General features: G+C 39.8%; 32 protein-coding genes and 1 riboswitch. Of the genes, 21 read left to right on the plus strand and 11 right to left on the minus strand.

What is annotated here, in order from left to right; genetic code table 11:
* Positions 1–160: 160 nt before the first annotated feature.
* From AC1DEF_RS05435 to AC1DEF_RS05445, 3 genes are all read left to right on the plus strand, one after another.
* Positions 161–1,555: an amino acid permease gene (locus AC1DEF_RS05435; protein ID WP_028409796.1), complete on the plus strand. Its 1,395-nt coding sequence runs from the start codon at positions 161–163 to the stop codon at positions 1,553–1,555.
* Positions 1,556–1,595: 40 nt separating this feature from the next.
* Positions 1,596–2,984 carry an amino acid permease gene (locus AC1DEF_RS05440; protein ID WP_016765133.1) on the plus strand — a complete coding sequence of 463 codons (1,389 nt, stop codon included), beginning with the start codon at positions 1,596–1,598 and terminating at the stop codon, positions 2,982–2,984.
* A gap of 372 nt (positions 2,985–3,356) precedes the next feature.
* Positions 3,357–3,470, plus strand: a complete 114-nt coding sequence (locus AC1DEF_RS05445; RefSeq protein ID WP_080781593.1) for a YjcZ family sporulation protein — start codon at positions 3,357–3,359, stop codon at positions 3,468–3,470.
* 40 nt (positions 3,471–3,510) lie between these two features.
* Here AC1DEF_RS05445 and AC1DEF_RS05450 read toward each other — a convergent pair whose 3' ends face one another.
* Complete coding sequence (locus AC1DEF_RS05450) at positions 3,511–4,185, minus strand: hypothetical protein (protein WP_097823134.1); 675 nt, start codon at positions 4,183–4,185, stop codon at positions 3,511–3,513.
* Positions 4,186–4,282: 97 nt separating this feature from the next.
* Here AC1DEF_RS05450 and AC1DEF_RS05455 point away from each other — a divergent pair, with 97 nt between their 5' ends.
* The 4 genes from AC1DEF_RS05455 (at position 4,283) to sigH (ending at position 6,639) form a co-directional block, all read left to right on the plus strand.
* Positions 4,283–4,843: a histidine phosphatase family protein gene (locus tag AC1DEF_RS05455; protein WP_097823133.1), complete on the plus strand. Its 561-nt coding sequence runs from the start codon at positions 4,283–4,285 to the stop codon at positions 4,841–4,843.
* A 326-nt stretch (positions 4,844–5,169) separates the two neighbouring features.
* The gene (locus AC1DEF_RS05460) at positions 5,170–5,370 is read left to right on the plus strand and encodes a cold-shock protein (protein WP_013058502.1); all 201 of its coding nucleotides are present in this window, start codon (positions 5,170–5,172) and stop codon (positions 5,368–5,370) included.
* Positions 5,371–5,447: 77 nt separating this feature from the next.
* The gene (locus AC1DEF_RS05465) at positions 5,448–5,603 is read left to right on the plus strand and encodes a DUF3934 family protein (RefSeq protein ID WP_162837669.1); all 156 of its coding nucleotides are present in this window, start codon (positions 5,448–5,450) and stop codon (positions 5,601–5,603) included.
* Between the two features lie 385 nt (positions 5,604–5,988).
* Complete coding sequence (sigH, locus tag AC1DEF_RS05470; RefSeq protein ID WP_013058500.1) at positions 5,989–6,639, plus strand: RNA polymerase sporulation sigma factor SigH; 651 nt, start codon at positions 5,989–5,991, stop codon at positions 6,637–6,639.
* 21 nt (positions 6,640–6,660) lie between these two features.
* Here the strand turns inward: sigH and AC1DEF_RS05475 are convergent, their stop codons facing one another.
* A complete protein-coding gene (locus AC1DEF_RS05475; protein ID WP_230184428.1) occupies positions 6,661–7,089 on the minus strand; it encodes a hypothetical protein in 429 nt (142 codons plus the stop codon).
* A 252-nt stretch (positions 7,090–7,341) separates the two neighbouring features.
* Here AC1DEF_RS05475 and AC1DEF_RS05480 point away from each other — a divergent pair, with 252 nt between their 5' ends.
* From AC1DEF_RS05480 to AC1DEF_RS05490, 3 genes are all read left to right on the plus strand, one after another.
* Positions 7,342–7,794 (plus strand): MarR family winged helix-turn-helix transcriptional regulator, encoded by a 453-nt coding sequence (locus tag AC1DEF_RS05480; RefSeq protein ID WP_013058498.1) that lies wholly within the window; start codon positions 7,342–7,344, stop codon positions 7,792–7,794.
* Positions 7,763–8,962, plus strand: coding sequence for an MFS transporter (locus AC1DEF_RS05485; RefSeq protein WP_075419291.1), 1,200 nt, complete (start codon positions 7,763–7,765; stop codon positions 8,960–8,962). Before AC1DEF_RS05480 ends, AC1DEF_RS05485 begins: the two co-directional genes overlap by 32 nt.
* A 179-nt stretch (positions 8,963–9,141) precedes the next feature.
* Complete coding sequence (locus tag AC1DEF_RS05490; RefSeq protein WP_097823131.1) at positions 9,142–10,392, plus strand: C40 family peptidase; 1,251 nt, start codon at positions 9,142–9,144, stop codon at positions 10,390–10,392.
* A gap of 38 nt (positions 10,393–10,430) precedes the next feature.
* On the opposite strand, the gene AC1DEF_RS05495 is transcribed toward AC1DEF_RS05490, so the two are convergent.
* Positions 10,431–10,970, minus strand: a complete 540-nt coding sequence (locus AC1DEF_RS05495) for a DUF2199 domain-containing protein (protein WP_097823130.1) — start codon at positions 10,968–10,970, stop codon at positions 10,431–10,433.
* A 152-nt stretch (positions 10,971–11,122) separates the two neighbouring features.
* Here AC1DEF_RS05495 and AC1DEF_RS05500 point away from each other — a divergent pair, with 152 nt between their 5' ends.
* From AC1DEF_RS05500 to AC1DEF_RS05510, 3 genes are all read left to right on the plus strand, one after another.
* Entirely contained in the window at positions 11,123–11,788 is a 666-nt protein-coding gene (locus AC1DEF_RS05500; RefSeq protein ID WP_097823129.1) for a sigma-70 family RNA polymerase sigma factor, read from the plus strand.
* Positions 11,789–11,817: 29 nt separating this feature from the next.
* A complete protein-coding gene (gene clpP / locus AC1DEF_RS05505) occupies positions 11,818–12,399 on the plus strand; it encodes an ATP-dependent Clp endopeptidase proteolytic subunit ClpP (protein ID WP_013058493.1) in 582 nt (193 codons plus the stop codon).
* 144 nt (positions 12,400–12,543) lie between these two features.
* Positions 12,544–13,188 carry a Bax inhibitor-1/YccA family protein gene (locus AC1DEF_RS05510; protein WP_097823128.1) on the plus strand — a complete coding sequence of 215 codons (645 nt, stop codon included), beginning with the start codon at positions 12,544–12,546 and terminating at the stop codon, positions 13,186–13,188.
* A 39-nt stretch (positions 13,189–13,227) separates the two neighbouring features.
* Here the strand turns inward: AC1DEF_RS05510 and AC1DEF_RS05515 are convergent, their stop codons facing one another.
* Entirely contained in the window at positions 13,228–13,470 is a 243-nt protein-coding gene (locus AC1DEF_RS05515) for a hypothetical protein (RefSeq protein ID WP_074893018.1), read from the minus strand.
* A 121-nt stretch (positions 13,471–13,591) separates the two neighbouring features.
* On the opposite strand from AC1DEF_RS05515, the gene AC1DEF_RS05520 reads away from it, so the two are divergent.
* Both AC1DEF_RS05520 and AC1DEF_RS05525 read left to right on the plus strand, forming a co-directional pair.
* Positions 13,592–14,134 carry a hypothetical protein gene (locus AC1DEF_RS05520; RefSeq protein ID WP_477727312.1) on the plus strand — a complete coding sequence of 181 codons (543 nt, stop codon included), beginning with the start codon at positions 13,592–13,594 and terminating at the stop codon, positions 14,132–14,134.
* A 148-nt stretch (positions 14,135–14,282) separates the two neighbouring features.
* On the plus strand, positions 14,283–14,960 hold the full coding sequence (locus tag AC1DEF_RS05525) for a hypothetical protein (protein WP_097823127.1): 678 nt from the start codon (positions 14,283–14,285) through the stop codon (positions 14,958–14,960).
* 106 nt (positions 14,961–15,066) lie between these two features.
* Here the strand turns inward: AC1DEF_RS05525 and AC1DEF_RS05530 are convergent, their stop codons facing one another.
* From AC1DEF_RS05530 to AC1DEF_RS05540, 3 genes are all read right to left on the minus strand, one after another.
* Entirely contained in the window at positions 15,067–15,228 is a 162-nt protein-coding gene (locus AC1DEF_RS05530) for a hypothetical protein (RefSeq protein WP_165575905.1), read from the minus strand.
* A gap of 67 nt (positions 15,229–15,295) precedes the next feature.
* Positions 15,296–16,612, minus strand: coding sequence for a CitMHS family transporter (locus AC1DEF_RS05535; RefSeq protein ID WP_013084478.1), 1,317 nt, complete (start codon positions 16,610–16,612; stop codon positions 15,296–15,298).
* A gap of 296 nt (positions 16,613–16,908) precedes the next feature.
* A complete protein-coding gene (locus tag AC1DEF_RS05540) occupies positions 16,909–17,769 on the minus strand; it encodes a LysR family transcriptional regulator (RefSeq protein WP_025750019.1) in 861 nt (286 codons plus the stop codon).
* A 184-nt stretch (positions 17,770–17,953) separates the two neighbouring features.
* Between AC1DEF_RS05540 and AC1DEF_RS05545 the strand changes: the two genes are divergently transcribed.
* Positions 17,954–19,081, plus strand: a complete 1,128-nt coding sequence (locus tag AC1DEF_RS05545; protein ID WP_097823126.1) for a 2-methylaconitate cis-trans isomerase PrpF family protein — start codon at positions 17,954–17,956, stop codon at positions 19,079–19,081.
* A gap of 102 nt (positions 19,082–19,183) precedes the next feature.
* Positions 19,184–20,026: a GNAT family N-acetyltransferase gene (locus tag AC1DEF_RS05550; protein WP_097823125.1), complete on the plus strand. Its 843-nt coding sequence runs from the start codon at positions 19,184–19,186 to the stop codon at positions 20,024–20,026.
* A gap of 27 nt (positions 20,027–20,053) precedes the next feature.
* Here AC1DEF_RS05550 and AC1DEF_RS05555 read toward each other — a convergent pair whose 3' ends face one another.
* Complete coding sequence (locus AC1DEF_RS05555; protein ID WP_097823124.1) at positions 20,054–20,638, minus strand: YjgB family protein; 585 nt, start codon at positions 20,636–20,638, stop codon at positions 20,054–20,056.
* A gap of 332 nt (positions 20,639–20,970) precedes the next feature.
* On the opposite strand from AC1DEF_RS05555, the gene AC1DEF_RS05560 reads away from it, so the two are divergent.
* From AC1DEF_RS05560 to AC1DEF_RS05570, 3 genes are all read left to right on the plus strand, one after another.
* Positions 20,971–22,581, plus strand: a complete 1,611-nt coding sequence (locus AC1DEF_RS05560) for a putative polysaccharide biosynthesis protein (RefSeq protein ID WP_097823123.1) — start codon at positions 20,971–20,973, stop codon at positions 22,579–22,581.
* A 13-nt stretch (positions 22,582–22,594) separates the two neighbouring features.
* A complete protein-coding gene (locus AC1DEF_RS05565) occupies positions 22,595–22,963 on the plus strand; it encodes a hypothetical protein (protein WP_097823122.1) in 369 nt (122 codons plus the stop codon).
* A 144-nt stretch (positions 22,964–23,107) separates the two neighbouring features.
* Positions 23,108–23,214, plus strand: a riboswitch (SAM riboswitch).
* Positions 23,215–23,289: 75 nt separating this feature from the next.
* Entirely contained in the window at positions 23,290–23,952 is a 663-nt protein-coding gene (locus AC1DEF_RS05570) for a sulfite oxidase-like oxidoreductase (RefSeq protein WP_097823121.1), read from the plus strand.
* A 33-nt stretch (positions 23,953–23,985) separates the two neighbouring features.
* Here AC1DEF_RS05570 and AC1DEF_RS05575 read toward each other — a convergent pair whose 3' ends face one another.
* Positions 23,986–24,498: a MogA/MoaB family molybdenum cofactor biosynthesis protein gene (locus tag AC1DEF_RS05575; RefSeq protein ID WP_097823120.1), complete on the minus strand. Its 513-nt coding sequence runs from the start codon at positions 24,496–24,498 to the stop codon at positions 23,986–23,988.
* A gap of 12 nt (positions 24,499–24,510) precedes the next feature.
* Positions 24,511–24,999 (minus strand): cyclic pyranopterin monophosphate synthase MoaC, encoded by a 489-nt coding sequence (moaC, locus tag AC1DEF_RS05580; RefSeq protein ID WP_477727313.1) that lies wholly within the window; start codon positions 24,997–24,999, stop codon positions 24,511–24,513.
* 114 nt (positions 25,000–25,113) lie between these two features.
* On the opposite strand from moaC, the gene AC1DEF_RS05585 reads away from it, so the two are divergent.
* Positions 25,114–26,379, plus strand: coding sequence for a molybdopterin molybdotransferase MoeA (locus tag AC1DEF_RS05585; protein ID WP_097823118.1), 1,266 nt, complete (start codon positions 25,114–25,116; stop codon positions 26,377–26,379).
* 12 nt (positions 26,380–26,391) lie between these two features.
* On the opposite strand, the gene AC1DEF_RS05590 is transcribed toward AC1DEF_RS05585, so the two are convergent.
* Positions 26,392–26,535 (minus strand): YvrJ family protein, encoded by a 144-nt coding sequence (locus tag AC1DEF_RS05590; RefSeq protein ID WP_308115066.1) that lies wholly within the window; start codon positions 26,533–26,535, stop codon positions 26,392–26,394.
* Positions 26,536–26,631: the final 96 nt, after the last annotated feature.

The raw sequence follows: 26,631 nt of genomic DNA on the forward strand, positions 1-26,631 counted from the left end.
TTTTTCGTCAAGTGAAGGCTTCATTTGAATGTACAGATAGAAGGAGGGTAGAAAAACAGCAGTTATTTGTCCATATTGTTGTAAGGGCTTACATATTTAACGCGCGATGCGAAGAACGTGTAATTCTTTAAATGACGGTTCCTATAAGGAGGATTTTAACATGAGTCATCAACCGCCTGAGTTAAAAAAAGAATTAAAAATTCGACACATAACCATGATTTCTTTAGGGGGAATCATTGGTGCCGGTTTGTTCATTGGAAGCGGATCGCTCATTAACGCAGCGGGTCCTGGTTCCATTTTTTCGTACGCGTTTGCCGGTTTGCTGGTGATTTTAGTTATGCGAATGCTGGGGGAAATGTCTACGGCTAATCCTTCAAGCGGCTCGTTCGCCACATATGCCAGAGAAGCGCTTGGACCGTGGGCCGGCTACACAATCGGCTGGCTGTACTGGTTTTTCTGGGTAATTGTTATTGCAGTTGAAGCGATTGCGGGTTCAACGATTATTCAATATTGGTTTCCGTCTTTACCGTCTTGGGGCGTGAGTCTCATCCTGACGTTTTTATTAACGTTAACGAACTTATACTCTGTTAAATCATTTGGTGAATTTGAATACTGGTTTTCACTTATTAAAGTGGTTAGTTTAGTGCTGTTTTTACTTTTAGGAGGAGCGATCATCCTCGGTTTAATACCGGGAGTAGAGTCTCCAGGAGCGTCAAACCTTCTTCATAGAGGAGGATTTCTTCCAAATGGAATCAGCTCCGTCTTTTTAGGAGTGGCGATTGTCATGTTTTCTTTTATGGGGACAGAAATTGTCGCAACAGCGGCTGGAGAATCGGCTCAGCCTGAGCGAGCAATCACCATCGCAACAAATACCGTTATTTATCGTATTTTATTTTTTTATCTTGGGTCTATTTTAATCTTAGTAACGATCCTTCCGTGGGATTCTTCAAGCTTGATGAAAAGTCCGTTTGTTTCGATATTGGAGCTGGTAAACGTTCCGGCAGCGGCTCAAATTATGAATTTTATCGTACTGACTGCTGTTTTGTCTTGCCTAAATTCAGGTCTATACACAAGTTCTCGTATGCTGTACTCAATGGCGCAAAAAGGAGACGCGCCGCGCATGTTTTTGAAGGTGAGTAAAAAAGGCATTCCGTTTAATGCCATTGTAGGATGTACCGTGATCTCTTACATCAGCGTTGGTTTTAACTATCTTTCACCTGATAAAATCTTTTTATTTTTAGTAAACGCATCGGGAGGCGTAGCGCTTCTTGTGTACCTTGTTATTGCTTTTTCACAGCTTCGCATGAGAAAGAAATACGAAAAAGAAAAGCCGGAAGCATTAAAAATCAGAATGTGGCTGTATCCTTATTTAACGTATGGAACGATTGCGGCAATCACAAGTATCTTTATTGCGATGGCATTTATTGATTCACTTCGCACTCAGTTTTATCTCACGCTGCTGATTGCTGTATTTGTGGTATGTTCGTACTTCTTTATAAAAAAGAAAAAAGATGATAGTTCTCTATCAGGACAAGGGAATAAAAGAATTTCTTAATAGAAGAGAAAATCATCACGAGGGGCTAGGGGGAAGTGAATTGGCAAACAAAGAGTTAAAAAGAGGGCTTGAATCTCGTCATATCCAAATGATTGCTCTTGGAGGAACGATTGGGGTAGGGTTATTCATGGGTTCAGCAAGCACTATTAAATGGACGGGGCCATCCGTCCTGCTTGCGTATGCTATTTGCGGCGTTTTTATTTTCTTTATTATGCGTGCAATGGGTGAGATGCTTTATTTAGAGCCAAGTACGGGTTCGTTTGCGACATTCGGTCATAAATATATTCATCCGTTAGCGGGTTATATCACGGCTTGGAGCAACTGGTTTCAATGGGTGATTGTGGGCATGGCAGAGATTATTGCAGTCGGAGCTTATATGCAGTACTGGTTCCCGCATTTACCGGCGTGGGTTCCGGGAATTGTCGCCATGGTCATTCTTGGTGGGGCCAATTTAATTTCGGTGAAATCGTTTGGAGAGTTTGAATTTTGGTTTGCAATGATTAAAATTGTCACGATTGTTCTCATGATTATTGCCGGTCTTGGCCTTATTTTTTTCGGTCTTGGAAACGGCGGCGAAGCGCTTGGCCTGTCGAATTTGTGGGCAAACGGCGGTTTCTTTACAGGCGGATGGTCAGGCTTTTTCTTTGCCTTGTCCCTTGTTATTGCTGCCTATCAAGGAGTAGAGCTTATTGGAATTACAGCAGGAGAAGCAAAAGATCCTAAAAAAACGTTAACAAGTGCAATTCAAAGCTTAATTTGGCGTATTTTAATTTTTTATATCGGCGCCATCTTTGTGATTGTAACGGTGTATCCGTGGAACGAGCTGGATTCACTCGGCAGTCCGTTTGTTTCTACGTTCGCTAAAGTAGGAATTACAGCAGCGGCGGGCATTATCAACTTTGTCGTCATCACAGCGGCCATGTCTGGGTGCAACAGCGGAATTTTCAGTGCGGGACGTATGCTTTACACGCTAGGTGTAAACGGTCAGGCTCCAGCCTTTTTCACAAAGGTCTCTCGAAACGGTGTGCCTATTTATAGTACCGTTGCGGTGATGATTGGCTTAGCGGCGGGCGTTGTCTTAAATTATATTGCACCGCCAAACGTTTTCGTGTACGTGTACAGTGCGAGCGTGCTTCCAGGTATGATTCCGTGGTTTGTGATTCTCATCAGTCAAATTCGTTTTCGAAAAGCAAAAGGAGCGGCGATGGATCAACATCCGTTTAAAATGCCTTTTGCTCCTGTGACGAACTACGTAACCATCGCGTTTTTACTTATGGTGCTTGTAGGCATGTGGTTTAATGATGAAACGCGCATATCGCTGATTGTTGGCATTATCTTTTTAGCTATTGTTGTGCTGAGCTACTATGTATTAGGTATCGGTAAGCGTACGGAAGTAAGGTCTTCTGAAAGACGTAAGCTAGTGAAATAAATGATTTTGTAAGAGAGGCTGAAAAGCATTTTAGTTTAAGGAGAAGGTCCGAACGATGAATGTAACGCGTTCGGATTTTCTTATTGATATGGTGAACGTAAGTTTCAGCTTATGGATCTCATTTCTTCGTCTTTAGATTGAATTAATTTTGTATGTCTTAATCTCTTTTGGACAGAAAAGAAGAACCGAAATCAGCGCTTTTCTTAGGCTGTTTTCTTCTTTTATTAATGAGGTGCATGGCAAGAAGGAAAAAGAAAAAAGAAAAAACCAGAGTCAAAAGGGCGTGTTCAGGCATAAGATAATCCAACTCAAGCGAAATGCAAGCGGCATTTTTCTTGAGGAAAGAGTAACTAAAGAAAAGGAAGTGTTCGTATGTCTGGAAACGCTGGATGTGGATATGGATCTGGTTTTGCTTTATTAGTTGTATTATTTATTTTATTAGTGATCATCGGCTGCAGCTGCTACGGCGGAGGCTTTGGCTGGTAATTCACTCATTTAAAAAGCCCTATAAGGGCTTTTTCTATGCTTATAAATAACGTTTTTTTCCGTTTTGATAAATGTTGACGTGAAAGCCATTCATTTCCCCGATATAGAGTTCAGAGGGTAAATCAGCTACTTGGATAGATGAAGTAATTTCTACAGTTTGATACCCCTTTGATTCTAGCGTAACGGTATGAAGTTTAGGCTTATTCATCATTTGTAAAAAAGGCTGTTCATCTTCAAAAAAAGCGCGCTTATCGATTGCTACTTCAAACGTAACAGGCTTTGAACGGTTATTTTCAAAGGAAAGCTTGCAATTTCCCGTTAATATGGTTTCTCTTTTATTAGTCTCGAATGTGCAGTTGCTGTTTTCAGCATCGTAAGAAACAGCATACATTCCTGACAACACGGTCTTTTGCATGACTTCAATCATACACCCAGGGCCAGAAGTAACGATGAATGCAGCTAAAATTGTTAATTTTAAACGATGACGGTTTAAACTTTTATAAAGTAAAAAAAGACTTATTAAAAGCATGATTGCCCACGCATTGTTAGCATAATAGAATCCCGTCATTGTTTCTTCATTTGCATAGAGGGGAAGACCTAAAAGAGAAAAGACAGAATGACTGAGCGGCGTTGAATTAGGAAAAGGGATGTTTAAAATAAAAACAGCTAGTAAAAAGGTGAGTCCTTTTATCAAAAGTGATCGTTCACGAATCATGTTGTTCCTCCTTAGCTATAAATCACGTATCATTATATACTATTATTATCTTATTTTGTAATTAATGGTTATTTAGATGCGCCTGGAGGGAAGATGTATGAAAACTTTTTTATTAGTTAGGCATTGTGAAGCAGAAGGGCAAGAAGCAAAAGCATCACTGACGGAACAAGGCATACAGCAAGCCCAGCAGTTAATGGATTATTTGAACAAGCTGAGTTATCCCATTGATAAAATTATTTCAAGTCCGTACAAACGAGCCGTTCAAACAATTGAACCTTATGCAAAAGATACCGGTCTGCCTCTTCATATAGATCAAAGGCTAGAAGAAAGGCGTTTAAGCGGACAGCCTCTTTTCAACTGGATAGAAGTATTGAAAAGAACTTTTGATGACATAGACTTTAAGGTAGACGGAGGAGAATCGACCAAAGAAGCCACGGTACGTGTTTTAGAGCTGTTTAAAGAAGTAATGAATGAAAAACAGAAAATGACTCTGTTTGTTACGCACGGCAATTTGATGACGTTAATCCTCAGATATTTTGATCCGAAATTTGGCTTTGGTGAATGGTCGCGTTTAACAAATCCCGATGTATATCAAATCGATTTCCAAAAGAAGAACGTTTCCATTACAAGGCTTTGGAATGAGCAGAAAACAAATTGATGAAATAAAAGATTTTTTGTGCATTTGTGCAGATGATAAGTTTAGCTCAATATAAAACCTTCTGCCGCATCACAATCCAGAAATGTTGGTAGCCTCAAAGTTACCCCGTAGGCTTTTAGCAGATACATAATTAGGATAAAGCCTGTCTTAGAACAGGAACTTGCTATTTCTAAATTGATATGTTACACTAAAGTTAATTATTTTTGTTCGGTATGAAATTGAAAGAAGAGAAATATTCTTCAATAGAAATTTTTATCTGGAAATAGTACGATTGAGCAAGGGTAGTAATATATGCGTGGATTAATTCCACCACTGGAGGAAATAGTATGACTGAAGGTACAGTAAAATGGTTTAATGCAGAAAAAGGTTTCGGTTTCATCGAAATTGAAGGCGGAGAAGATGTATTCGTACATTTCAGCGCAATTCAAGGCGACGGATTCAAATCTTTAGACGAAGGTCAAAAAGTGACTTTCGACATCGAGCAAGGTCAACGCGGTGCACAAGCTGCTAACGTTGTAAAAGCATAATTTTATGCAATCCAAAAAAGACTCCGACTTTGGACGGGGTCTTTTTTTATTGTAGCAAACACGCAGGTAACGGAGGAATACGTATGAGTAAAGCAAAAGGTAAAGGCGGCACAGGGCGAGGCACCGGCAAAAAAGGGTGGAACCGCTGGCAGGCGAGTGCAAAAAAGAAGAAAAATGCAAAGCCTTATAAAAGCAAGGGAACAAAAAATGCTGATAAGCCGGAAGGCAACTAATCCTATATGCGCAGTATCATCTGCAACTTCGACTTACTCTGCTTGAGTAAGTTTATTTCATATGGAATTATTTTTTTATTGCTTTTTTGACAGATTGCTGTCACTATATGAAATAATAAAGTGATTTGTGTGAATTTTCTATAAAAATTGATTTTTTTTGCAACCACTTTCATATTTCGACAACCTTTTTGATTTTTATCGGTTATACTTCTTTATAATAGATTATAGAAAGATGCAGGGGAGCATAAAGTGAGAGAGGAAAGCGACAGTTTACTCTGTACGCTTTTTACGTTTCTGGACCGTATTGCAGTAGCGTCGTAACAAGTAGATCATGCATCAGTTTAGAACACATCAAAACTCAACTAAGTGTAACGGGGGGATATGAGTGAGCGTAGGCATCGTAATTGAAAAAGTTCAAAATTATGCTATGTTAGAAGATCATGTTTTGGTTGAAATGGTTCACAGCGGAGATGAAAAATCATTGGAGTATTTAATCAACAAGTATCAAAATCTTGTGAGGGGTAAAGCAAGAAAATACTTTTTGATTGGTGCTGAAAAAGAAGATATTGTCCAAGAAGGAATGATTGGACTGTACAAAGCAATTCGCGACTTTAATGAAGACAAGCTAACATCGTTTAAAGGGTTTGCGGAGTTATGTATCACAAGACAAATCATTACGGCGATTAAAACGGCTACTCGTCAAAAGCACGGTCCGTTAAATTCGTACATTTCATTGGACAAGCCTCTGTATGATGAAGAATCAAATTATACGCTGATGGATATGATTCCTGGCGATCAAATTGCTAATCCGGAAGCAGTGCTGATTCATCAAGAAAAAGTGGAAGACCGCGAGTTAAAAATTGCGGAAACACTTAGTGAATTGGAAAGAAAAGCATTGACGCTGTATATGGACGGCCATTCATACGCTGAAATTTCGAAAGAATTAAATACGCACGTCAAGTCAATTGACAACGCGCTGCAGCGTATCAAAAGAAAGTTAGGTCGAGACGTAGAAAGCAGACAAGCTATTTCATAATAGGTAAAAAACAGCCGGACCTCAAAGGGGTTTCGGCTCTTTTTCACGGTCTTTTAAAATGTCTTGAATAATTTCAATATGAACAGAAGCCCACGATTGTTCACGGAAATGAAGAAACACGCTTGGAATGAGAATAAAAACATACAGCACCACAAAAATGATCCAAAGCCAGCTGCCGTCTTTAAATAAAAATTGCTGCAGCCGCTGCGAAAATAAAAAAAAGAGCCAAGGCAAAGCAGAAACAAGGATGGGAATGACGCCGGAGCCGTTTTTTTCTTTAGTCATTCGGTAATACACTTTTCGCAAAATAGCGCTGTCTAGCGTAAGGTAAAGCTGCCGGATTTCTTCCATTTCCGCTAATTCATCAATTTCTTCTGCGTTTTGGTTTTGATGAGCTGCTTTTTTTAGTTTAAGGTAGACTTTATGAGCATCGCCGCGCAGTGAAAACATATACCAGCCTCCCGCATATTGTTTCGTCTTCTTTAACAGAGTTTGCAGGTGCATGTAAATATATACAAAAAGTTTCGTGATACGAAAGAATAAGAAAAAGGAAGTGAAAGCGTAAATCATTAGTAGAAAATAAGAGAAAATAGCTGATTTTTGCCCTTTTTAGCCGCCTTTACACATCAAGTAGCAGCACATATACTAATAAAAGAACAATTAGTTACCTAGGTAAATAAAATGAAAGATGAGGTGGGAAAAGTGAATAACTTGGTGTTTCATGAGCTTCATCAAAAGTCGAGATTGTCTATTAAAGAAGTAAATGAAGTGTTAAAAGCGTACGGGCTATACAGCTCGCAGTATTCAATTTTATTTTGTTTAAAGCGATTCGGCTCGATGACGCAAACGGAGATTTGGCAGTATTTAAATGTCGAAGCGCCAACGGTGACCCGCACGTTAACAAGGCTTGAAAAAAGCGGATGGATCGTTCGAAAAGCAGGCAGTGATAAACGAGAGCGCATCGTTTATTTATCTCCTCAAGCGAAGAAAAAACTTCCAGAAATTCAGCAAGAAATTGAACGTTTGGAAGAAAATTTGCTGATTGCTTTATCCGACAGCGAACAAGATCAGCTTATTTCGTTATTAAAGAAAATTTGTAAATCTACAGAAAAGGGTGAAATGAATGACGAACCAGCAGGAGCCAATCTGGACTAAAAGCTTTATCAGCATTGCGATTACCAACTTTTTTATTTTTGTCGTGTTTTATGCATTGCTGACGCTGCTGCCGATTTATGTATTAGACGCCTTAGAAGGCACGAGTACGCAGGCAGGGCTTGTTGTTACTATCTTTTTATTATCTGCGATTATTGTTAGACCATTTTCAGGGAAAGTCATTGAAAACATTGGAAAGAAAAAAACGCTCGTATTTAGTACCCTCATTTTTGCGCTTTCTTCCTTCTTATATATGTTCATCCACCATTTTAACGTGCTTTTATTACTGCGCTTCTTTCAAGGGATTTCATTCAGCTTAGCAACAACTGTCACCGGAGCGATTGCAGCGGATTTAGTTCCCGCTAAACGACGAGGAGAAGGGCTTGGCTACTTCGGAATGTCAATGAACTTAGCCGTTGTTGCAGGGCCGTTTTTAGCACTAACGCTTCATCAATACATGGCATACAACATTATTTTTCTTGTATTTGGCGTGATTATGCTCGTTGGCTGGCTGTGCGGAATGATGGTCAAAAATCTTCAAGAAAACGCTGCTCCGTCAGTAAAGAAATCATTTTCACTGAGCGATTTGTTTGAAAAGAAATCCATGCCGATTTCATCTGTAGGTATTCTCGTTTCTTTTTCGTATGCAAGTATTATTTCTTTTATTTCTGTGTACGCACAGTCGCTTGGATTGATTAAAACAGCAAGCTTTTTCTTTGTCGTGTTCGCAGCTGCGATGCTGATTTCACGACCGTTTACAGGAAGATTATTTGATAAATCGGGCCCAAACATTGTGATTATTCCATCATGTATTGTCTTTGCGATTGGTCTATTTAGCTTAAGCCTTACACATTCTTCTTGGATGCTGCTGTTTTCAGGTGCATTAGTAGGACTAGGCTATGGAACGCTTCTTCCTAGCTTCCAAACGCTTGCGATTCAAGCGGCGCCTGCTCACCGAAGCGCATATGCAACTGCTACATTCTTTACGTTTTATGATAGCGGTATTGCGGTTGGTTCATTTGTATTAGGAATTGCAGCAGGTGCTTTAGGATATTCAAAACTGTACTTTGCGCTTGGTATTTTTGTTCTTTTGATTACACTTTACTACAAGTGGATTGCAAATTTACGTCAAAAACAAAAAGCAGCAAATATCCAGGTGGGTATGAAATAAAAAAGCTCGGCGTAATATGCGCCGAGTTTTTTTCTGGATTTTTTACAGGACTTTGGAAGGGAAGCATATTTAAGTCAAAAGGTACTAGCCAATTCCTATCCATCTGCACCATACTTTAACAGAGGAACCATTTACATATAAAACTTCTTGGATGAAATAAAAAACAAAGGAGAACAAAGATGAAAGTAATGAAACCTCTTATGGTCACAGCGCTAGGGCTTAGTCTTGCCACTTTTTATGAAGGCGCTTTTCCTGCAGAAAAAGCTGTGCAAGTACAGGCTGCTACAGATGAAAATGTGATTGCTGACAAAGCAAAAACGTATGAAGGAGCGGATTATACGTCTGGAGGAGAGACGCTAAGCGAAGGGTTTGACAGCTCTGGCTTCGTTCAATATGTGTTTAAGCAAGCGCTCGATACAACGCTGCCTCGTTCCGTGAAAGAACAGTCAGAGCTTGGAACAGCCGTCGATAAAAACGAGCTGCAAGCGGGCGATGTATTGTTTTTTAACACCAATGAAAACGGTGAAGTGAACGTAGCTGCTATTTATATCGGAGACGATGAGATGATTTATGCATCTTCTTCAGACGGAAAAGTCGTGGTGAAAAACATTTCAAGCAGCGCGTATTGGTCATCACATTTCGCCAAAGCAAAGCGCATTACAGGAGCACCGGAAATTGCAAAAGATAATGAAGTTATTGCAGAAGCGCTAAAACATCTCGGCACACCATATGTATTTGGAGGCGAGTCGCCAACGGACGGTTTTGATTGTTCCGCATTTGTTGCATATGTATTTCAACACGCATCGGACGTCTACCTTCCGAGATCAACCGATCAGCAGTGGCAAGTTGGAGAAGAAGTTGCTCGCGCAGATTTAAAGCCAGGAGACGTTATCTTTTTTAAAGACACGTATCGTGAAGGGATTTCACACGTCGGTATCTATGTAGGCGGCAATCAGTTTATTCATGCCAAGCGCAGCGAAAATGTGACGGTTGATTATCTGACAAGCAGCTACTGGACGTCTAAGTACGCAGGAGCAAGGCGCTACGATGACTTATCGCTGTCAAAAGACAACCCATTTGTGACCGAATCTCTTAAATATGTAGGAGAAGTACCTTATGCACAAGGTGGGACAAGTCCTTCTACAGGCTTTGATACGGCTGGTTTTGTTCAATACATTTATAAAGAAGCAGCTGGAAAAGACATTCCGCGCTATGCGAGTCAGCAGTGGGAAGCAGGAGAAACCATTTCACAATCTGACTTGAAGCCAGGAGATCTCGTCTTTTTTGAAGGAAGTTCACTTATTCCATCTATCTATATTGGAAATGACTATGTCGTTCACGTATCCACATCTGAGGGCGTGAAAATTACAAACTATAAAGTAGACAGCTACTGGGCTCCTAAATACTACGGAGCAAAGCGCATGCCATAAAGGTAAAAACCAAGACAGTCTGGGGCTGTCTTGGTTTTTTAATAGGTAGCCAATTGTTTTTGTATGTCTTTGATTCGCTCTAGCGTTATCCCTTCCCGCTGCTCGACGGCTAAAGGGTGATTCGTTGGCTCTAACTCGATGAGTGGTCTTGTTCCAACAGATCTTGTATGCACATTTGTTTTTAAATTTAACGTTTCCGGATAGCCTGGAATTGAAACTGAAAACCAGCCGAAATAAGGCGGTTCATTTTCTCTTTTGTCACTTTCCCATAAATCTATCATTCGATGAAAATTTTCTTCGCTTAAAGAAACCCATATGTTCCAAGTGAAAAATTTTTCTTCATTAAAAACAGGAATTTCAACACAGCCTCTTACGAAAAAATGTTCTTGATTCATGATACAAATCTCTGAATATAGTTCAAAGTCGTTTTGTCTTTCATCGTCTGACGCGTCATAATAGTAAAAAGGAGCTTCACTTGTATAGCTCATAGGCAAAGCAGGCTGAGGGTGTTCACAGGTTAAGTCTTTATAGTGAAGTTTGTTCGTTTTCTTCTTGCCGTATAGTTTTCTTCTTCGCATATTATTTTACACTCCTCAGATAAAAGTATCTTCATTATAATACAAAAAAATGACTGTTTAAGCGTATAATGTGTAAAAAAGTTTGATCCCCCGTATCTTTTGAACTTCCTTTAATCGTTTAGTAAATAGAGAGTGCAAAAGGAGTGAAAATCATGTCACATTCAAAAAAAATCGAAACACAAACAGAAAGCTTTGACGATGCATGCTGGAACGAGCATTACCCAAAATTGCAGCAGTACTGCCGCTTTTTAGCGCAAAATGCGTGGGACGGAGACGATATTGCCCAAGAAACGTTTTTAAAAGCTCAGCGATATAAAGGTGAAGAGCACAATCTGTCTTCCGCGCTGTTAAATAAAATTGCGTATCATCACTGGATTGATCTGCTGCGAAAAAGAAAGCGTGAAGGAATAGTCGAAGAAAAAGCTTTGGAACAACAAGCTGAAAAGCATACGTTTGATAGTAAGGGACACTCGGTCGAGCTGCTGATTAGCCAATTTACGCCGAAGCAAGCGGTAATCTTTTTCTTAAAAGAAGGATTCCGCTATCAGCTGAAAGAAATCGCTTCGATTTTACAAACGTCAGAAACAGCGGTAAAAAGCAATTTGCATCGTGCCAAGCAGCGGTTAGAAAAAGACGGGGAGCCATTTTCCACAGATTCTTTTTGGAATGAAAAAGAACGAAAAGAGCTGTCAGAGCTTTTTTATAAGACGCTAGAAGCGCAGGATCCAGCACTTTTGATTCAGGCTTTGCCTTCCTTAAAAAGTGTCATTCAAAAACCAACGTATACTCCGACGTGCACTCTCTGCATGGCTGCATAGCCGTATTACGTGTGATAAGGAGGATATATATGAGCACGATTCCATATGTAATTGAACAAAGTAACCGCGGTGAACGTTCGTATGATATTTATTCGAGGCTGTTAAAAGACCGAATTATTTTAATTGGTGATGAAATCAATGATCATATTGCCAACAGCGTGGTCGCACAGCTCTTATTTCTTGCGGCAGATGATCCTAAAAAAGATATTTCACTTTACATTAACAGCCCTGGAGGTTCGACTTCAGCAGGGTTTGCGATTTATGATACGATGCAGTATATCGAACCGGATGTTCAAACGATTTGCACGGGCATGGCTGCTTCTTTTGGCGCACTGCTTCTCCTAGCAGGAGCAAAAGGAAAGCGCTATGCACTGCCGAATAGCGAAATTATGATTCATCAGCCGCTAGGAGGAGCTAGAGGTCAGGCAACTGAAATTGAAATTAGCGCCCGGCGGATTTTAAAATTGAAGCAGCATATTAATGAAATCATATCAACACGAACGGGACAGCCGGTTGAAAAAGTGGCAAACGATACGGAACGAGATTATTTTATGAGTGCTGAAGAGGCAAAGGAGTACGGAGTTATTGACGGTATTCTGTTGCCGAAATAAAGAGGTGACAAGGAAGCATAGACGGCAGCGTCTATGCTTGCTTTCTATAGAAATAAGAAAAAAGACCTTAGTATTATCTTTATTTTTCTTAAAAAGGTAGGTATTATATAAAATATAGCAGATTTTAGAAAGAAGGTTTTACACATGCAAGAAGTGATTGGAGTAGAGCAGCGGTCTCTGTTTCAAAAAGTATTAGTAACATTTATTTTTTCGTTATTTATTTCAACAGTTGGCTTATACGCAGGTCAATATGTGCCGCCGGCTTATTTTATTCCGTTAGCGATTGCTGAACTTGTGATGCTGGTTGCGGCATTTATGTTACGAAAGAAAAAAAGCGTAGGATACGGTTTTACATATGCGTTTTCGTTTATATCAGGCATCACGCTGTTTCCGATTGTTAGCCACTATGCCTCAGTAGCGGGAGCGCAAGTCGTTCTTTATGCGTTTGGAAGTACGTTCGTTATTTTTACGGTGATGGGTGTAATTGGCGCAAAAACAAAAAAAGATCTAGGGTTTTTAGGCAGCTTTTTATTAGTGGCGCTGTTAGCATTAGTGTGCATCAGCATTTTCTCGCTGTTTAGTCCATTAACAACGCCTGGACTGATGGCATTTTCAGTGATTGGTACCATTGTTTTCTCACTATATGTGCTGTATGATTTTAATAAAATGAAGCACGGTGAAATCACTGAAGAGCTTGTTCCGATTTTGGCATTGTCTTTGTATTTAGATTTTATTAATCTATTCATCAACTTGCTTCGCTTTTTCGGTATTTTAGGCAGCGATGATTAATAAGAAAAACCTGTTGTCACAACAGGTTTTTTCTTTTATTTATTCTCCGCCGTCTCCATCTCCATCCTCGCTAACGTCATCCTCTGTTTTTTCATAGTTTGGTCCGGTAGCGTAAGGTTCTTTAAAAAACTTGTCAAACCACGTGGAGCTTGTAGCGACCGCGCCGTTTTTAGCGTGAATAAATTCACTGATTGTATATATTTCAACGACTTGTTTTCGATATTTCCGAAATAAAAATGCGCTGGCAACAACGCCAATGCTGATGATTATATACGTATTCATGAAATCCTCCTTATAAAAGGGTTAGTGTTATGTATGCCACATAGCAAACGTGTATTATCCTTAATAGATTGATGTAAATCATAATTGTGATGATTTTTAATGGTTTCTCTTATGGTTATTTTTGGTATTGTGTATTTATGATGAAAAACAAGCTGAGGAGAAGATCCAGTCTGAAAAGGAGGGTAAGTATGAACAAAGTAGCTATTACATCGTTATTATTTTTCTTACTAGCTGGTTGCAATCAAGAAAAGGTACTGGTTGCAATCAAGAAAAGGTAAATGTATCTACACCTAATGATGAACAAGTTCCAGTGTCAGGAAGCATTGTGGTTAATGACAAAGAGTATGAAATGCGAGTAGGAGAATATGAATGGAACGGTGACGATGGTGCGCATATAACCAAAACAGATTCTTACTCACCAAAAGAGGTTGCTAAAGAATTTGATGACCTTACGCTAGAGAAAGATACCAGAGTTCAAATTCTACTAAAAAACAATCCAAAACTTACTGTCTATCAACTGAATCAAAACAACCAAAAAGAAAAAGTTACGATAAAAAATAATCGTATTGAAGTGTCTTCAAAGAGTGGTTACTATCTTTATGAAGTATCTGGGAAATGGCCTCATGGAAAGGCAACTTATTTATTTGATGTGAATGTAAAATAGCTAGCTAATTGCACATTGGTGAGCTATAGTAAATTGTTATACATGCACGAACCTAAAAGAAGTTCGTTTAGTGGTGCGAGCCTTTGAAAAAATGGTAGTATAGAGCAGGTACATAGCGAACGTAAATTTTTTGGAAGGATGCATGTTAGTGGTGAATTTTAACGAGTTTTTTACTATTTCTTCGTATGAAGTAATGGAGCATTTGAGTCGAAAAGAAAATGGAAAGAATATAGATGAATATGAAGTGATGTTGTATAACGAAAACGTCAGTCAAACAGAAAATGTGATGATTAAGTTTAAAAAGGTGAGCGATGAAATAGCAGTAGAAAAGGTCCAAACGTTCTCTTACTTTGATCAGCAGAGTCCCAAACATCCCTGTAAGATTTGCGGCAGTGAAGTGATGGTAAAAGAGAACAGCACTGAAGAACTAAATGTTTACGCACATAATTGTTCATTTAACTATGAAGAAATAGAGTGCTGTTTAAGAGAACTAGTACAAAATGAACTTTTACAGGATAGATTTACTCAAGAAGAATTCGACCGGAACTATGGAGTTAACTATCGTGATGACGCTAACCAGCAATACAGCTTTTACGATGCCCAGCAACGAAATACTTTTTATACCATCTTTAACGATAGTGTTTATCACACTTCTTACGCAGGACCACAAGAGCTGCGCTGTAAGTTTTGCGGGATGGATGAAGAGCTGCTTGTTGTAGACGGAGCTTTCTATCAAAAATGCGCTGTGCTAACTCCACATACAAATCAAATTATTAATATGATTGAAGCAAGAAAACAAAACGAACCAGACGTAACAAAACGTTGAGGAGAGAAAAGGGACCGAAGTCTCAGAAGAACATAAAAAAAGAAGCTTCCTTTTGAGCGAAAGGAAGCTTATCAAGTTTGTACCTATAGGGTTGAGTGGTGCATAATTAAATAGCTACCGGAATAACCGATGAATCATTAAAGTAAACAACTTCTGAAAGAATGGTGCAGCCTTTCAGGTTTTTGAGCTGAGAAAGGGCTTCTTCTTTGCTATCAAACTCGTACATTCTCATTTCACCTTTTCCTACATAACACGTAATTACATACATTTTAGAAGTACCTCCACCTATCATTTATCAATTTATTAATAAAGAGCCATAACGGCTTTTATTCCTATTAAAATAGCGTAAGTGCACCTGTGACAATAGCAAGGACAATTAGAACAAGAGACGTTAAAATGGCCCATTTAAATGCAAAGCGCTGATGTTCACCAAGATCAACACCTACCATACCTACAAGTAAGAAAGTAGACGCAACGAGCGGGCTTAACAGATGAACAGGTTGTCCGAGCACTGAAGCTCGCGCAATTTCCATCGGATCAATTCCGTAAGAAGCAGCTGTTTCAGCGAATATTGGTAAAACACCGAAGTAATAAGCGTCGTTACTCATCACGAATGTAAACGGCATGCTTGTTAAAGCAACGATTGTCGGTAAAAATGAACCGAGTGAATCAGGAACTAAATGAATTAACAGGCTTGCCATTTCATCAACCATTTTAGTGCCGGATAGTATTCCTGTAAAAATACCGGCTGCAAAAACAAGTGCTGCAACGGTCAGTGCGTTGCCTGCATGAGCCATTAAACGTTCTTTTTGATCCTCAAGTTTTGGATAGTTAATCATAAGAGCAAGCGCAAAGCCAATCATAAATAAAACAGAAACTGACCAAATGCCTGAAACCAATACGACCATGAGTGCAATGGTTAAAGCTAAGTTGATCCAGATTTTTTTAGGCTGTGTAATATCTTCTTGAGAAGTTAAAGATGCGTCTTCAGCAAACGCAAGCGAGCTTTTTAATTCAAACTGCTCGATGTCAATAGCACCAAGTCGTCTGCGCTCTTTTTTTCCAAGAATATAGCCTGTAAAAACAACCCACAAAGCTCCGCCAATTAGCGTTGGAAGAAGTGGAATAAAGAACTCTGATGCATCAAGGTGAAGGGCAACAATCGCACGAGTAGCCGGGCCTCCCCAAGGCGTCATGCTGCTCATAATACTAAGAGAAAGCATCGCAACTGTCGTTAACACTAACGGACTCATATTCAGGCGTTTATAAAGTGGAAGAAGAGCAGAAACCGTAATCATATAAGTGGTTGTACCGTCTCCGTCTAGTGCAACTAAAAGCGATAGAAGAGCCGTTCCGATGACGATTTTAAGCGGATCGCCTTTTACGATTTTTAACAGCTGCTTAATTAATGGATCAAACAGTCCGGCATCAATCATAACCCCAAAATATAAGATGGCGAACAGCAGCATCGCAGCTGACGGAGCTACTTGTTTTAGACCTTCTAGCATCATGTCTCCGACGCCTTTGCCAAACCCTCCAATCACCGCAAAAAGAAGTGGAATGACCATTAAAGCTACGATAGGAGACATCCTTTTTGACATAATGAGATACGTAAAGACAATAATCATTGTAAAACCTAGTAGTGCTAGCATTCAAACAACCTCCTTTATTTTCCCTCTTTTCTCTGAAAGCGTTTTCTTTTAGAGTAAAAAAACGTGACTAACATCTCTCATCCCCATGTATGAGCCATAGTTTGATTATTAAGAATTTTTAAAGCCGCTCTTTACTCCCGCTGATGTTTCTTGTTTTCATGTTAGTACATTTTTAAAAATAAAGGAAATATAGGTTTTTTTAGAAAGTTCATAAAAAATTTTTATAATGGTAGTCTAGAAAAAAGCTTGGTCTAAAAGAGAGATTCTTCCAAGACGCAAACTTTTTAGCTTTGGCTTTATTTTTCACTTAGCTTTAAAAAGTCAATAAACGCTTTCACGACCGATAGATTCAAGTAAGAAGGATCATACATGAGCCACGTGTTTCGAAGCAAAGGTGATTCATCTCGGTACGAAAGTCCGTATGTATATAAGTTGTCGCTGGAGTGAAGGCAAATTTCAGGTAAAATGGCAAAGCCTAAATCATTTTTGACCATTTCTTTGGCCGTTTCTTGCCGGTCAACTTCCATTGCCACAAACGGAGGCTCTGAAAACTTGTCATGCCACCAGTCTTGAATGAGATCTTTTAATGACGTATCGGTTTTATAGTTAATATAAGGCAGGTTCGGCAAGTCGTCGATCGCAATCTCTTTTTTCGAAATTAAGCAGAGTCGTTCTTTCGTCAGCAGTGATTTTTCTCCGTTCCACGGGTAATTGCCTCGTAAAATACCAACGTGCACACGCGAAGAGTCTAATAGATTCATAACTTGCGTACTCCAGCCCGTATTGACGCTGAACTGTACATTTGGGTAGTGAAGAGAGAACTGCTTTAAAATTTTAGGAAGCTTATGCTGTGCAAAGTTACTCGATACCCCTAAGCGAAGCGTTCCCGTAACGGTTTCGCTCATATTACGCATGCTGTCTTTTGTTTCCTGCAGCTGTTTCCACATATTTTCCGCATAGCGAACAAGATGCTCACCTTCAGATGTAAACTCAATTCCTTTTTTCGTTTTGAAAAAAAGCGACACGCCAAATTCTTCTTCAAGATTTTTAAGGCGGTAGCTTAAAGAAGGCTGCGATACGTAGAGCCTTTCAGCCGTTCGCGTAATGTTCTTTTCTTCGTGAAGCGTTTTAATTAATATCCAATCTTTTTGATCCATCCCGATTCCCCCTTGTATTTAGATTATAAAAAAATTTTTAAAAAGACAATAAATTTTATGTATTTTACTTATGACCACCTCTATTATACGATAAATGGCAAATGAACCGGTTCTAAATAGTAAAAAAATAAAATGGTTTGATGAACGCCTCGGCGTTTGTTAGTAGGGGAGAAAGGTGATTAAGATGACGCGTATTCCTGTAACGGTTATGAGAGGTGGAACGAGTAAAGGGGTCTTTATCAATCATGAAGAAATGCCTGTGAACAAATCGGATTGGGAACCGTTTTTGCTAGATATAATGGGAAGTCCGGATCAACGTCAAATTGACGGACTCGGCGGAGCTAATTCGCTGACAAGTAAAATCGCGATTATAAAAGAATCAGATCTAGAGAAAGCTGACGTAGATTACACGTTTGCGCAGGTTAGCATCAGCGAATCTCTCGTTGATTTTAAAGGAAACTGCGGCAATATCTCTTCAGCGGTCGGACCTTATGCAATCGAACAAGGACTTGTGCAACCTGTGGAACCGGTGACCAAAGTGCGGATTTATAATACGAATACGAAAAAAGTAATTGTAGCGGAAGTAGAAGTAGAAAACGGAAAAGTGAAAACAGAAGGATCCTGTATGATTCCTGGAGTGCCGGGTACGGGTTCACCCATTTATCTTTCGTTTGAAAACGGAGAAGGAGCCGTTACTGGAAAACTGCTTCCTACCGGGAACGCTATCGATCTTCTGCAAACATCCATCGGGACGATAAAAGCATCAATTGTTGATGTAGGAAATCCGCTTGTATTTGTTAAAGCAGCGGATATTGGCCTAAAGGGAGCAGAACTTCCGCATGAATACACGGACAAACAGCTGAAGCTATTTGAAGAAATTCGCTCCATTGCAGCGGAAAAAGCGGGGCTCGCACCTCAAGACAAAGCAACTAAACTATCACCAGCGGTTCCAAAAATGACGATTATTTCTCCTCCTATGGACCATCGGGACGGGACTGGCAGAGAAAAAGCTGCTTCTCAAATGGACGTATTAATCCGCATGATGTCGATGCAAAAACCGCATCAAACGCTTGCGATTACAGGAGCAATTTGTACAACGGCGGCTATCTATACAAAAGGCACGCTTCCGTCAGAAATGGTTCAATTAAAAGATGATACCGTTCGACTTGCTCATCCAATGGGAATTATGGAAACCAGTGTGGATCTAAAAGATGGACAGGTTAACGGAATCAAAGTAGTGCGTACAGCCCGTCTTATTTTTGAAGGATTTGTTTATACGAAGCATACGTACGATGTATGTTTATCAAGTTAATAACGTTCTCTAAAAAACCTCTTTCTAGGAAACTAGGAAGAGCTTTTTTATGTTAGAATATTTTTACTGAAAAATGGAAAATCAGATGGAGGTACAAAGAAAATGATTGAGCTATGTAAATATAGAGAAGTGCAGGAGTTTAAAAACCATGTAGAACCGCTTTTAGCGAAAAATGAAATTCTTCATAACTTAGCGCTTGGCATTTTACACAGCTTAAATAAAAGCAGCAAACCAAATTTTATGGGTGTTATTTTAAAAGACAGCTGTGCTGCGCTTGTATTACTGCAAACCCATCCTAAGCAAATCATCCTGTCTCAGATACAGCAGCTAACGGAGGTTGAACTAAGCGAAGCGGCAGAGCTGTTACAAGAAATCGACATACCGGGCTTAGTTGGAGAAAGACAAATGGTTTTATATCTTTCTCAAAAGCTAGCAGATTTAAAAAATCAAGAAGCTTCTTTAAAAATGGATCAGCGCATTTATCGGTTAGACAAAGTAAAAAAAGCTGCGGACGCTGACGGAGTGCTGGTAAAAGCAAGGTTGAAGCATCTTCCGCTCGTGACAGAATGGGTTTGGGAGTTTATGGGCGTCATTGGAGACCCTGTATCAAAAGAACAAGCTGCCAAAACAGGAGAAGCTTTTATTAAAGCAGGACGGTTATTTTTATGGGAAGTGAACGGTGAGTATGTGTCGATTGCCAATGCTACGCGTCCAACGGCCTATAACATTACGATTAACTTTGTATACACGCCTCAAAAAGAACGTAAAAAAGGCTATGCCTCAAGCTGTGTATCCACGCTTTCTCAGCTTATGCTAGACGAAGGATTTCAAACAACAAGTTTATACACAGACATGACAAATCCTACGTCTAACAAGATTTATATGGAGATTGGGTATGAACACGTAGCGGATTCAGCATTGGTTTTATTTCATGAAAAAAAGTAGCAGGCTGCCTGCTACTTTTTCTATTACTTAAGGTTTTTTAACTAAATTAACGTGATTTAACGTTTTGCTATCATCAAAAATGAATTCAAGATCATAGGCGCCGGCGTGATAGGTGTACTTCGTTTGAGTAGTACCATCACCTTTTACTTTGCCTGTAAAGTTCGGCTGACCTAATTCTTTCTTTAAGTTAGCTTGGGTGATGGAGCCTAGATTTGTTTGACGCTCTACATTTGTACCAAAATAGCGGATTTCGTTAATGACGTTATTTTGATCATAGCCAAATGCGTATCCAGGGTGACCCATTTCCGCGTGATAGTAGTCAAAGTTGTTTGATGAACCTTCAGGCGGGGGACCGAACTGATCGCGAACGTCTTGACGCAGTGTTTTGCCAATTTTGAAGTCTGCTGTTAAGCGTGGCACTTCACCTTTTACTGCGGCGTTGTAAATTTCATTAATGTTTTTTACAGCTGTTTGACTTTGACTGCTTGTTTCTTGAGATGTAGCTGCATGTGCTGGTGTATCAAGCTGAGCGACAGGAGCAAATCCAAACGCAGCAATTCCTGTAATCGTTGCAGCCGCCGCTGCTTTTGATAGTCGTTGTTTCATTTTCATGATTTTTTCCTCCTATATATAACGATTTAGAAACTTCAGTCTACCTAAAAGAACAGGTAGGCCAGAATAATCAAGGAGTCTTAGTTGAGTTGGTAACTGATATATATAATGTAACACGTCTTTTAGAATGTAAACGTCAGATAAAGTAAAAAGCAAAAAACGATTCATTTATCATAGGTGAAAAGATTGGTTTATATTCCTTTATTAGGTAAAAAAACGTAATATAGAGAGGGTTCTAATGTTTTATAAAAAACTAGATAATAATTGTAAGTATGATACAATAAATCAAGTATTTGTTAAAAATACAATATTTATTTCTGGAGTTTTGATGTATGGAAAAAAATTTGATGAGAGGTACGCTTTTATTAACAGCGTCTTCTTTGTTAACAAAGATTCTAGGCTTTATTTATATTATTCCTTTCACAGCCTTAGTGGGAACGTCAGGTTACGCGCTTTATAAGTATGCATACGGTCCATATACCTTGATGCTAAGCTTGTCGACAATGGGTCTTCCGCTTGCTGTTTCGAAGTATGTATCGAAATATAACGGTCTTGGAAACTACCGTGCGGGACAAGATTTGTTAAAAGCAGGACTTCTATTAATGACAATAACGGGCATAATAGGTTTCTTAGTCCTCTATACGATGGCACCGTGGCTCGCTGAACTAGTCATTAACGGAAAAGATTCCTCGGGAAATAGTCAAAAAGACGTAGTGTATGTCATCCAAATGGTAAGCTTTGCTTTAATTGTTATCCCGCCTATGAGTCTATTACGAGGCTACTTTCAAGGTAACCAGTCTATGGGACCGTCCGCGCTAAGTACGATTATTGAACAAATAGTGCGAGTGTTGTTCATTTTAGCAGGAGCATACGCTGTTATTCACCTTTTTCATAGCACAATGACAAAAGCTGTTGGAATCGGCACGTTTGGAGCGTTTATTGGAGGCGTAGGGGGAATTGGGATTCTTGGAGCGGTTTATTTGAAGCGCAAGCGGTTGATTATGAAAGAAGTGAACAGCGGAAAGAATAATAAGTCCGTTTCGTTCTCTTCAATGTCCAAAGAGCTTGTAACGTACGCCGTTCCGTTTGTATTAGTTGGTTTAGCTATTCCTATCTATCAAAATATTGATACGTTTACGATTAACATGCTCTTTCAATCAATAGGATATGGACAAGCTAAAGCTGAAACGATCAACTCCGTTATTGGATTAGCCCAGATTTTGGTGATGGTGCCAGTATCGTTAGCGACTGCCTTCAGCATGTCACTGATTCCGGGCATTACGTCTTCCTTTGTGCAAGGAAATTTACGGGAAGTAAAAGGGGAAATTACAAAAACGCTGCAGCTGCTGTTATTTTTTACTCTTCCTGCTGCCGTGGGGCTTTGTTTATTAGGCAAGCCGGTATATATGATGATTTTTGGAGAAAAAAACAGTCCTGAAATCGGTGGAATTGTTTTACAATGGTACGCGCCTGCTGCCATTTTATTTGCTCTTTTTACAGTAACAGCCGCAATTCTCCAAGGAATTAATCAGCAAAAGAAGCTAATTTTAGGCTTGGGCTTAGGAATTGTTGTGAAGATAGTATTAAACGTACTGCTGGTTTCAAGCTTAAGAGAAATTGGACCGGTTGTCGCGACTTACGGAGGGTATGGTGTATCGGTTATATATAACTTTTATTTAATTGAAAAATCCATTTCTTACCGAGTTCAATCACTGGGACAAGCTGCGTTGACACCTGTTTTATTAGTAAGTGTAATGTCAGCCGCTGTGATTATCGGCAATTATACTTCTCACTATTTTTTAGAAAATAAGCTGTCTGTATCTTCACTTGCGATGAGCACATCTTGTATTTCAATTGCTTTAGGTGCTGCCGTGTATCTAGGGCTTGGCGTAAAAACAAGTTTAGGGCAATCCGTTGTATTAAATAGAAGAAAAAGAATGTAAAGGAGAGAAAGTAGTGTCAAAGCGATTTGTACTAACCGTGGCGGCTGGAGGGTGTATAATAATTTCCGGCGCGCTGCTGCTATTAAATTGGGAAAGATTGTTTGGAGATTATCGTCCCGTTCAAACAGCAACAGCTGTATTCAAGCTAGAAGTGGGAAGTCAAGATGTAGCGAGGACTACAGATTCAGATGATGCTCTTCACTATATGGTGAAAAAAGGACATTTAGATGAATATATTCATATGATGAATGAAAAAGGCTATATGTTAAAAGAAAAAGATATTGATCATAACCGACTTGTTTTTAACGATGGACAAGAGGATGAGCAAATTTATTCTAAGCGCTTTGCCAAGAAGTATACGATGATTGATGGAGAAGGGTAAAGGTTTTACATGGTATTTTAGTCTACTAAAATCTTATAACCCTACCTGTTTTTAAAGTTTTTTTGCGGAAAAGAAAAATAATATTGACAATTATGACAAAAAGCTTAATACTGACTTTATTACATAAAACAAATACAATTTGTTTCCTTATCAAGAGAGGTGGAGGGACTGGCCCTGTGAAACCCGGCAACCGCTGTCTATGACAGAATGGTGCCAAATCCTTAAGAGTGTACTGCTCTTAGAGATAAGGAAGAAGCTGAAACAAAGCTCTTCCTTATTTATTTAAGGAAGGGCTTTTTATGTATAAAAAACAATGAGGTGATAATTTGAACAAAGCAGACCGTATCAAACGAATGAAAACACCAGAAATTGATCCAAGGTATGAAGGACGAGTGCCTCCGGGTCAGGTAGTAACGGAGCGCTTTCCGATTTTACATGAAGGCGACGTGCCGGAGTATAACTTAGAGGAGTGGACGCTTCGAGTGTTTGGATTAGTAAACAAAGAAGTGACGCTTTCGTATCAAGATATATTGGACATGCCGCAAACAACGGTGAAATGTGATATTCACTGCGTAACGAGATGGACAAAGCTTGATAATGAATTTACGGGCGTGCTGTTTACAGACTTTTTAAAAGCAGTTGGCTTGGAGTTAAAAAGTAAATACATCATGCTACATGGAGATAATGACTATACGTCAAACATTGAGGTAAAAGATTTACTGAGAGACGATATTCTTCTCGCTCATTCCTTTAACGGAGAGCCGCTTACAGCTAAGCACGGATATCCGCTGCGATTGGTTGTTCCGCATTTGTACTTTTGGAAAAGTGTTAAATGGCTTCGAGGCTTTGAAGCTATTGATGAAAATCATCCTGGCTTTTGGGAGCAAAACGGCTTTCATCTTAGAGGAGATCCGTTTAAAGAAGAGCGTTTTTCTGGAGAAGATTTAGGCATTCCAGAAGATGAGTGGGTACATAAAGACTATGATTAATGAAAATGCCTATGCGTGTGCATAGGCATTTTGTCAGCGCTGCCGGTTTAATTCCCACACAACGTGGCGAAGTTCAGGCAAAATCAGCTTGGTCATAGCTAGACGAACAGCACCGCTTGATCCTGGTGTAGAAAAAACGGCTTTTTCGTTAATCGTCCCGGCAATTGCCCGGCTCATAATTGCTGCGCTGCCAATGTCTTCGGTGTAGCTCAGCATGCGAAACAGCTCGCCAAACCCAACGATTTCTTTATGAATCAGCGCTTGAACGGCTTCAATTGTGACGTCTCGTTTTGTAATGCCAGTCCCGCCGTTTGTGAGAACAACGTCAATGTCCTCAGCACTGCATCCGGCAAGTATCGCTTGTTGAATCGACGTTTGGTCGTCTTTTACAATTTCATAGGAAGCGACCTGCATGTCGTGTTCTTTCAGAAGTTGGATCATTAGCGCGCCGCTTTTATCGGTTTCTTTTGTGCGTGTATCTGATACCGTAATGACTTTGCAGCGAACGGGCTGTGTTGCTTTGGCTTTATGTTCATGTACGCTCATTATGTACCTCCTTTACGCTTCCGTACGCTTGTAGTCACCGTTTTTGCCGCCAGATTTTTCAAGCAGATACGTTTCGCCGATAATCATGCCTTTATCAATGGCTTTACACATATCATAAACGGTTAGAGCGCAGGCAGAAGCAGCGGTTAAAGCTTCCATTTCAACGCCCGTTGAGCCTTCCGTTTTAACAGTTGCTTCTATTAATAAACCGTACTGATCATTGCTTGTATCCCAGTCAAATGAAAGGTTTACGCCTTTTAATAAAAGAGGGTGACACATCGGAATAATGTCAGACGTGCGTTTTGCTGCCATGATTCCCGCTACTTGTGCGACAGCAAGGACGTCGCCTTTTCCAATTTTATGTTCTACAATGGCTTCGTGAATTTCTTTGTTAACAAGTATGCTTGAACGAGCTGTTGCGACGCGGCGCGTGATAGATTTTTCGCTAATATCGACCATATTGGCACGGCCCTGGTCATTAAAATGTGTAAAAGAAGACATCGGTGTTTTCATCCTTTTTCAGTAAATTTTGTTGTATGATAGAAATAGTGAGATATGCTATGATTTTACACCATAGCGTAAAAAGTGAACAGACATAAAGGAAGTGAAGAATGTATGTTAGAAAGCAGAACACCTATTTCAATTCCTGAAGCAATTGAAAAAGTCATGACTTATAAAAGAAAAGGAAGCATCGAACGCGTATCGATCACCGAAAGCTACGGACGCTATTTAGGAGAAGATATTATCGCCGATCAAAACGTTCCTCATTTTAATAAATCGCTTTATGACGGCTTTGCGGTTCGAGCGCAAGACTGCCTAGAAGTCTCAAGTGAACATCCTATGGAGTTCGAAGTTGTAGGTGAAATCGGTGCAGGCTTTGTCTTTGAAGAAGAAGTAAAGCCGTTTCAAGCGGTGCGTATTATGACGGGAGCGCAAGTCCCTCATTCGTGTGATGCGGTTGTGATGCTTGAAGTAACGAAGTCGTATGAAAAAGAAGGCAAAACGTATATGGCGTTAAGCCGGCCTGCTTCAAAGTGGGAACACATTGCATTAAAAGGAGAAGAAACAAAAAAAGGAGAGGTGCTTGTTTCCAAAGGGGCGCGAATCAATCCGGGCGTCACGGCTTTTTTAGCTACGTTTGGCTATGCGGATGTCGCTGTCGTGAAGCAACCGGTGGTTGGCGTGTTAACAACAGGAAGCGAACTGCTTGATGTGAACGAGCCGTTAGAACCAGGAAAAATTCGCAACAGCAACTCCTATATGGCACTTGCGCAAATTGTAAGAAGCGGGGGAATTCCGAAATACTTAGGAAAGCTTGAAGATGATTTTGACCGCTGCTATGAAGCGGTAGAAAAAGCGCTTGAAGAAGTGGACATTCTACTAACAACCGGCGGGGTATCCGTTGGCGACTATGATTATTTGCCGGCTATTTATGAAAAGCTTGGTGCGAATGTGCTGTTTAACAAAATTGCGATGCGCCCAGGAAGCGTCACAACAGTCGCAGAACGAAACGGACAGCTGCTGTTTGGACTATCAGGAAATCCATCTGCTTGCTATGTCGGGTTTGAACTGTTTGTGCGTCCGATTGTTCGCAGCTTTTTGTATTCACCAGCGCCTCATTTACATAAAACAAAAGCGGTATTAAACGGCCGTTTCAAAGAACCTAATGCTTTTACGCGAATGGTGCGAGGAGAGGTTTCAGACGAAGGCGGAAAGCTTGTTGTGACGCCTGTTGGCATGGACAAGTCAGGGGCTATTTCATCATTAGCTGCAGCAAACGCGCTGATTGTTCTTCCAGGTGGAGAGTATGGATATGACAAAGGAACAGAAGTGAACGTGCTGCATCTTGAAAACGAAGGAACGAGTTCGCTTTGGGTATAAATAGCATTCTGCTTATTGCTTGTCCTTTTTTTCAATAAGAACTTGAAGCAGTTCTGTAATTCTATCTAATTTGCTTTCAATGCGAACAAGTAAGTAAAAAGATAGGGCAATTGGAAAGCCTAAATCTTTAATATAGCTAACTAAGTTTTCTATAATAGCATACCTCCTTCACTTAGAAGATATATTATAATATGTGATTTCTAAGTATTTGTTCGCGGGTGATATGCCCATTTTTAAGACAAAAGTCCTTGA

It is taken from the genome of Priestia sp. 10L35 (assembly GCF_056395685.1).

What these genes read in the sequence shown, in the direction of transcription:
- AC1DEF_RS05515 (WP_074893018.1), bottom strand. Translation starts at nt 13,470, where the DNA reads ATGAATACGTATATAATCATCAGCATTGGCGTTGTTGCCAGCGCATTT.
- AC1DEF_RS05530 (WP_165575905.1), bottom strand. Translation starts at nt 15,228, where the DNA reads ATGTATGTAATTACGTGTTATGTAGGAAAAGGTGAAATGAGAATGTAC.
- AC1DEF_RS05550 (WP_097823125.1), top strand. Translation starts at nt 19,184, where the DNA reads ATGATTGAGCTATGTAAATATAGAGAAGTGCAGGAGTTTAAAAACCAT.
- AC1DEF_RS05500 (WP_097823129.1), top strand. Translation starts at nt 11,123, where the DNA reads ATGTCACATTCAAAAAAAATCGAAACACAAACAGAAAGCTTTGACGAT.
- moaC (WP_477727313.1), bottom strand. Translation starts at nt 24,999, where the DNA reads ATGTCTTCTTTTACACATTTTAATGACCAGGGCCGTGCCAATATGGTC.
- clpP (WP_013058493.1), top strand. Translation starts at nt 11,818, where the DNA reads ATGAGCACGATTCCATATGTAATTGAACAAAGTAACCGCGGTGAACGT.
- AC1DEF_RS05585 (WP_097823118.1), top strand. Translation starts at nt 25,114, where the DNA reads ATGTTAGAAAGCAGAACACCTATTTCAATTCCTGAAGCAATTGAAAAA.
- AC1DEF_RS05435 (WP_028409796.1), top strand. Translation starts at nt 161, where the DNA reads ATGAGTCATCAACCGCCTGAGTTAAAAAAAGAATTAAAAATTCGACAC.
- AC1DEF_RS05535 (WP_013084478.1), bottom strand. Translation starts at nt 16,612, where the DNA reads ATGCTAGCACTACTAGGTTTTACAATGATTATTGTCTTTACGTATCTC.
- AC1DEF_RS05560 (WP_097823123.1), top strand. Translation starts at nt 20,971, where the DNA reads ATGGAAAAAAATTTGATGAGAGGTACGCTTTTATTAACAGCGTCTTCT.
- AC1DEF_RS05490 (WP_097823131.1), top strand. Translation starts at nt 9,142, where the DNA reads ATGAAAGTAATGAAACCTCTTATGGTCACAGCGCTAGGGCTTAGTCTT.
- AC1DEF_RS05545 (WP_097823126.1), top strand. Translation starts at nt 17,954, where the DNA reads ATGACGCGTATTCCTGTAACGGTTATGAGAGGTGGAACGAGTAAAGGG.
- AC1DEF_RS05445 (WP_080781593.1), top strand. Translation starts at nt 3,357, where the DNA reads ATGTCTGGAAACGCTGGATGTGGATATGGATCTGGTTTTGCTTTATTA.
- AC1DEF_RS05510 (WP_097823128.1), top strand. Translation starts at nt 12,544, where the DNA reads ATGCAAGAAGTGATTGGAGTAGAGCAGCGGTCTCTGTTTCAAAAAGTA.
- AC1DEF_RS05555 (WP_097823124.1), bottom strand. Translation starts at nt 20,638, where the DNA reads ATGAAAATGAAACAACGACTATCAAAAGCAGCGGCGGCTGCAACGATT.
- AC1DEF_RS05575 (WP_097823120.1), bottom strand. Translation starts at nt 24,498, where the DNA reads ATGAGCGTACATGAACATAAAGCCAAAGCAACACAGCCCGTTCGCTGC.
- AC1DEF_RS05485 (WP_075419291.1), top strand. Translation starts at nt 7,763, where the DNA reads ATGACGAACCAGCAGGAGCCAATCTGGACTAAAAGCTTTATCAGCATT.
- AC1DEF_RS05540 (WP_025750019.1), bottom strand. Translation starts at nt 17,769, where the DNA reads ATGGATCAAAAAGATTGGATATTAATTAAAACGCTTCACGAAGAAAAG.
- AC1DEF_RS05475 (WP_230184428.1), bottom strand. Translation starts at nt 7,089, where the DNA reads ATGTTTTCACTGCGCGGCGATGCTCATAAAGTCTACCTTAAACTAAAA.
- AC1DEF_RS05460 (WP_013058502.1), top strand. Translation starts at nt 5,170, where the DNA reads ATGACTGAAGGTACAGTAAAATGGTTTAATGCAGAAAAAGGTTTCGGT.
- AC1DEF_RS05450 (WP_097823134.1), bottom strand. Translation starts at nt 4,185, where the DNA reads ATGATTCGTGAACGATCACTTTTGATAAAAGGACTCACCTTTTTACTA.
- AC1DEF_RS05455 (WP_097823133.1), top strand. Translation starts at nt 4,283, where the DNA reads ATGAAAACTTTTTTATTAGTTAGGCATTGTGAAGCAGAAGGGCAAGAA.
- AC1DEF_RS05495 (WP_097823130.1), bottom strand. Translation starts at nt 10,970, where the DNA reads ATGCGAAGAAGAAAACTATACGGCAAGAAGAAAACGAACAAACTTCAC.